Origin of the sequence: Campylobacter sp. BCW_4341 (assembly GCF_001764255.1) — a bacterium.
GTDB lineage: Bacteria > Campylobacterota > Campylobacteria > Campylobacterales > Campylobacteraceae > Campylobacter_D > Campylobacter_D jejuni.
On record NZ_MKAH01000043.1, the window covers coordinates 1 to 4,915 of the forward strand.

Annotated in this window: 6 protein-coding genes; all 6 read left to right on the forward strand. The window is 24.6% G+C overall.

The genetic code is table 11. The features are described from left to right. Window positions 1–430: 430 nt before the first annotated feature. A complete protein-coding gene (locus AJN70_RS09630; RefSeq protein ID WP_153882527.1) occupies window positions 431–604 on the forward strand; it encodes a hypothetical protein in 174 nt (57 codons plus the stop codon). A 352-nt stretch (window positions 605–956) separates the two neighbouring features. Next, window positions 957–1,511 carry a hypothetical protein gene (locus tag AJN70_RS06525; RefSeq protein ID WP_053872785.1) on the forward strand — a complete coding sequence of 185 codons (555 nt, stop codon included), beginning with the start codon at window positions 957–959 and terminating at the stop codon, window positions 1,509–1,511. Between the two features lie 3 nt (window positions 1,512–1,514). After that, the gene (locus tag AJN70_RS06530) at window positions 1,515–1,961 is read left to right on the forward strand and encodes a methyltransferase (protein WP_070295617.1); all 447 of its coding nucleotides are present in this window, start codon (window positions 1,515–1,517) and stop codon (window positions 1,959–1,961) included. An 81-nt stretch (window positions 1,962–2,042) separates the two neighbouring features. Next, window positions 2,043–2,726, forward strand: coding sequence for a hypothetical protein (locus tag AJN70_RS06535; RefSeq protein WP_083262326.1), 684 nt, complete (start codon window positions 2,043–2,045; stop codon window positions 2,724–2,726). Beyond that, a complete protein-coding gene (locus tag AJN70_RS06540; protein ID WP_070292812.1) occupies window positions 2,726–4,108 on the forward strand; it encodes a hypothetical protein in 1,383 nt (460 codons plus the stop codon). The genes AJN70_RS06535 and AJN70_RS06540 overlap by 1 nt, the downstream gene beginning before the upstream one ends. Next, the coding region (locus AJN70_RS09875; RefSeq protein ID WP_251988563.1) for a hypothetical protein at window positions 4,108–4,915 on the forward strand (808 nt) is incomplete at its 3' end. The genes AJN70_RS06540 and AJN70_RS09875, both read left to right, overlap by 1 nt.

Below are 4,915 nucleotides of genomic sequence, written 5' to 3' on the forward strand. Positions count from 1 at the left end.
AAACCACAAAATTACATCTTAATTTTAATAAAATAGAGAATCTAAGGAGATAACCCATGACATATATATTACTTCTTATTATAATTTCTACTATTCTTTCTTATCTTATATTAAAATTTATTTATAAAATCATCTTTAAATCTACAAAAAGCGTTTCAAAGTTTTTAGTCTTTCTTGGAAGTATAGGCTTAATTATCTTTTATTATACTCCTTATTCTTATTATTTAGAGCCTAGTTATTGGCAATTTAGGAATATGTGTAAGTTAAATGAACTTCCTAAAGTATAATAAGATTCTAGGGTATTTTGATAAAAAGTTAGGCGGCATAGATGATTTTCGACATGTAAAAAAAATATAGTAGGATAGAAATGTGGCTTTATATATTACGATGATACTTCAAAACTCCTTCAAATTTTCAAGAAAAGATAGAGATGGATAATATTGTACTAAAAACAAAAAATATGCAAATGTCTTTACACAAGATTGTTGATATGCATATAAGTCCATATTGGAATACTAGAAGGTATGTGTTAGAAGGCAATGAGGGTAATATGAATTTTGAGTTTATAGAGGATGGGCTCGCTTGTGGTAATCTTTATCAATAATAATATAAGGAATAAATCAACAATTTAAAAGATTATACAGAATTTGTGTAAGCTAGTTATTTTAATTTTGTTTATACTGAAGGACAAAAAGCTTTAGGATTTAAAATATCTAAAACTAGATTTTTTAAAGATAAGAGTGAATTAGAAAAATTGGACTATTTTAAAGCATTACATGATGAATATAATGGATATTTGGTTATAGATGATTCTTTATTTTTTATGTGAAACTAAATGGAGATTTTAGAGAATTACAAGCTAGAAATTTTTCTCAAAGATATGAGATTAAATTTCATCAGCCCAACACTACAAATTGTCTTATGAAAAAACAGAGAAAATTAAGAGGAGTTAATAAATGCTAGAATTCTTTGTTAATCTTTTAATATTTATTCTTATATTTTTCTTTTTTGTTTTTATATTTTCTATTATTTTATATTTTATCTTTAAAATTTTTTATAAATTAAAAAATAAAACAAAAACTATAAATTTTAAAACAATATTTAAAAAACTTACTTTATTTCTTTTGCCTGTATATCTTTTATTATTCTTAACAGGAGGCTGTTCTTATAAATATATGGATCCGCAGTATTATGAGTTTAAGAGCTTGTGTTATTTTAATTTGGGAAAAGTGTTGATTGAGGATGAATCTATAAAGAATAAAACAAATATAATAGTGACACCTAAAAGTAAGCAAATAAAAGATAGAATAGTGGAAACTAGATTTGAAAGAAAAAATGAAAACCAAGTAGTGTATTATCGTGTTAATACATATTTTTATGATAATTATGGTATATTCTTGAAAGGCGATGAGGGTGCTGGATTATATTTTAGATATATGGAAGTATTAAGTTGTAAGAATATTGACAAAAAATTTAAGAAAGATGACTGGCAAGTTGAAACTTTGGAATAACAAATGAGCAAAAACATTAAAACACAAGAAGCTAAATTAGACTTAATCACTAAATTTTTAGACTATGCTGATATAGCAGATGCTAGTTATGCTATGTTGCAATATGTTTGGGAAAATATAGAGCAAGATGAAAAGAATAATATTTATAAAGCAGATAAACTTACTTTTGGTGATAAATTAAAGCAAGATATTGTTATGAAAAATAGTAAAGGGGAAGATATTGTAAAACCTAAAAATACAAACACAGCTTATGCTTGTGCTATACAAGCTCGTTTTGAACAAAATAAAATAGTTAAAATAGAACCTAAATATTGTATTTCTCTTATAAATACTTGTTTTGATAATAAAGAAATAACATTGGATAATGATATTAGTAGGGTGGGGTTAAATGATACACTTAGTAAAAGAATCATTGATTTTATAAATAGATTTAAACTTTTAAAACATTAGTCTAACACTTTAAGTGGCTTTAGTGCTATTTTGTTTGAAGATACTAAAGATAATAATCAAAGTAATATAGGATAAAAATATATGAAAAACAAGCTCTATCATTATTTTAACAATAAAGAAAATTCAAATGATTTAAAAAAACAATTCTTTAAAAATATAAAACAAGCTTTATTTTATCTTTTTCTTGTCATCTTAACTTTTTATAATATTACTTATTTAACTCTTTTAACCTTTTTCCCTTTTCCTTTCTTTGGATGGATTAGCTTGTTTATACTTTCTACTATATGGGCATATTTATTTTTAAAGCTTGTCTTTTATCTTGTCTTTAAAATTTTTAATATTGATAAAAAAATTAAAAAGTTTTATTTATTTTTACCTTATCCATTATTCATGCTTCTTTGGTTTGGATACTCTTTTGTACCTCTTGAATGGCAAAGTAGTTTTAAAGAATTTGAGAGTTTGTGTGAGAAGGCTGATTCTAAGGCGGTTATTTATGATGCAAAAAATATTATAAGTCTTTGGGATAATTATAAAAAAATAAACAAGGATATTTTATTCAACATAACAGAGCAATATGTAGATTTTAGAATAAAAAAAATTATTATTTTATGGTACTATAAGGACGGCAAAAATACAATACAAGAATATAAAATAGATAATACATACTCTTGGCTTGACATAGGTATGTTTGCTAAATACAAAAGAAAAATGATATGCTATGATATTCAAAAATATAAAGAATTACAAGAAAAAAGAGGCTACTAATGTATGAAAAACAAGCCAAATATATGAAACTTTATAAATATGCTAGAATGTGCTGGGCTAGTTATTCTACAGGTTTAAATGAGGGTATGTTTGGAAAAGAAGATAAAAAATGGGGGTTGAAAAATCAAACACAATATTATACAAAACAGGATATAGAAATGTTAAAAGAAAATAACATTAATTCTCCCACATACTTCCAAGCCATAACCCAAAGTTCTATGCTTGTGTTAGATACTTATAATATTAGTTTTGACGAAGATAATGCTAATGAATTTATAAATCGCTATGAAGTATTAGCCTTTATTCAAGATGATGATACAAGCTTTTCTGCTACGCTTTTTAAAGATACTAAAGATAATGAATTAATTCTTGCATTTAGAGGTATAGATATTTTTCAATTTAGTTTTTCTTTTTGGGATAGTATAAAAGCCGGTGCACAAATTTTCAGATCTCAAGTTCCTCTGGAATATTATTTGCAATTATTAAAATTTTACGATGATAAAGTCAGGCATTTTTTAGGTAATGATAAACTTATTGTTACTGGACATTGTTTTGGTGGATATTTGGCACAGCTTTTTGTTTTGTCTTTTCCACAAAGTGTTAAAGCTTTATACACCTATAATGCCATGGGAGTATATGAAAATGAATATACAAAATATACAAATTATATAGGAAATAAATTTGATGATGGAATTGAAATTTTGGGATACAATTTTAATATCTTTGATGCTAATCTAAAAAATATTAAGCTGATTCCAATAACACAAGAGCTTAAAAATAATATTATTTTAAAAGATAATTCTATAGCTTTTAAGGAAGATACTCCTTATGAGGTTAAAGAATTGTTTCCCAACAATATAAAGAGTCAAAAAAATACAACTCAGCTTTATTTACAAATACAAAACGCTCCTTTGGATTTTAGTGTGATATTCAAAGAATTAGATTATAATAGCGTTTATACACTAACTCCAATCCAAGCGCGAGGATTTAAAAACTTAATAGAAAATTTATTAAAAGGGAATGAAGAATTTTCAAAGCTGCTAAATGCAGAAATTTACAAAATATACACCATTGATTTAGATGACTCTGAAGAAATATTTCAAAAGTTTGGAACGCATATAAAGCCTAATGAAATTATAGCTTTGAAATTAGATTATTTTAAGTTGCAACTTAATTTTAAATTTGATGGTTCAAAAAAATCTGCAGAAAGTGTTTTTGGTTTTGCTAAAAAAGCCACTATTTTAAAATGGATTCTTGTTTTAATTTCTATAGAAGATATATGTGAAGAATTGTTAAAACAATCTAGAATTAAAGATGATGAGCCGTCATTACATTTTTTTTATGGATGGGAAGAATTTTTTAGAGATTTTCAGGGATATTAATGTTAAATACTTTTCTTTATGAACTAAACTATCATCATACGAAAAAAACAAAAAGTCTTGTTAGTGCTATTTTTAATCTAATGCAAAAAGATAAGAATTTTTATATAAAACATTTAGATTTAAAAGATATAGATGAGATTAATATCGAATCTGATATTTCACTTTTAAGAGCTCTTTATGTTTGCAAAGAATATGTATTTTATAAAGAAAATAATGAAACTTTTTTAAATAGCAGTGTTATAGGCTATAATTCTACTTTCACAAAAATCTTCATCCTAGATAAAGAAAAGCTCAATGATACCTATCTTGATGCTAGAAAAAGGCTTTATAAATCTATCAATACTTTAAAAGAAAAAAGAAATGAAAAAATAAAAGATATCCAAGACTATTTAAATAAAGAAATTTCCTTACAAGATAATCTAAATAATCAAAGCTTTAATACTAAGGAAAATGATGTTAATTTAATTTTAAACGAAGTATTTAACATAGAGCAATTTTATGATAAAAATACCAATACCATAGTATTAAAGACAAATAATATAAAAATCATATTCTTAGATAAAGTAAATTTACAAGATTTGCAAGATAATTCTAACAATACTTCTTTCATCTCTATGTCAAATTTGATCCATATTTATGATAATCATTGTGATATTTTTGCAAAAGATAGAAGTGTTTTGGATATAAAGGACATAGAAGAAAAATATCAAATAGATTTTAAAAGTTTAGATATAAAAATCTTTTTAAACTCCACTCTCCTTACAGGCTCAAATGAACTTCCTAACAATCCTTTTTACTTTGGAGAAT

What these genes read in the sequence shown, in the direction of transcription:
- AJN70_RS06535 (WP_083262326.1), top strand. Translation starts at nt 2,043, where the DNA reads ATGAAAAACAAGCTCTATCATTATTTTAACAATAAAGAAAATTCAAAT.
- AJN70_RS09630 (WP_153882527.1), top strand. Translation starts at nt 431, where the DNA reads ATGGATAATATTGTACTAAAAACAAAAAATATGCAAATGTCTTTACAC.
- AJN70_RS06530 (WP_070295617.1), top strand. Translation starts at nt 1,515, where the DNA reads ATGAGCAAAAACATTAAAACACAAGAAGCTAAATTAGACTTAATCACT.
- AJN70_RS06540 (WP_070292812.1), top strand. Translation starts at nt 2,726, where the DNA reads ATGTATGAAAAACAAGCCAAATATATGAAACTTTATAAATATGCTAGA.
- AJN70_RS06525 (WP_053872785.1), top strand. Translation starts at nt 957, where the DNA reads ATGCTAGAATTCTTTGTTAATCTTTTAATATTTATTCTTATATTTTTC.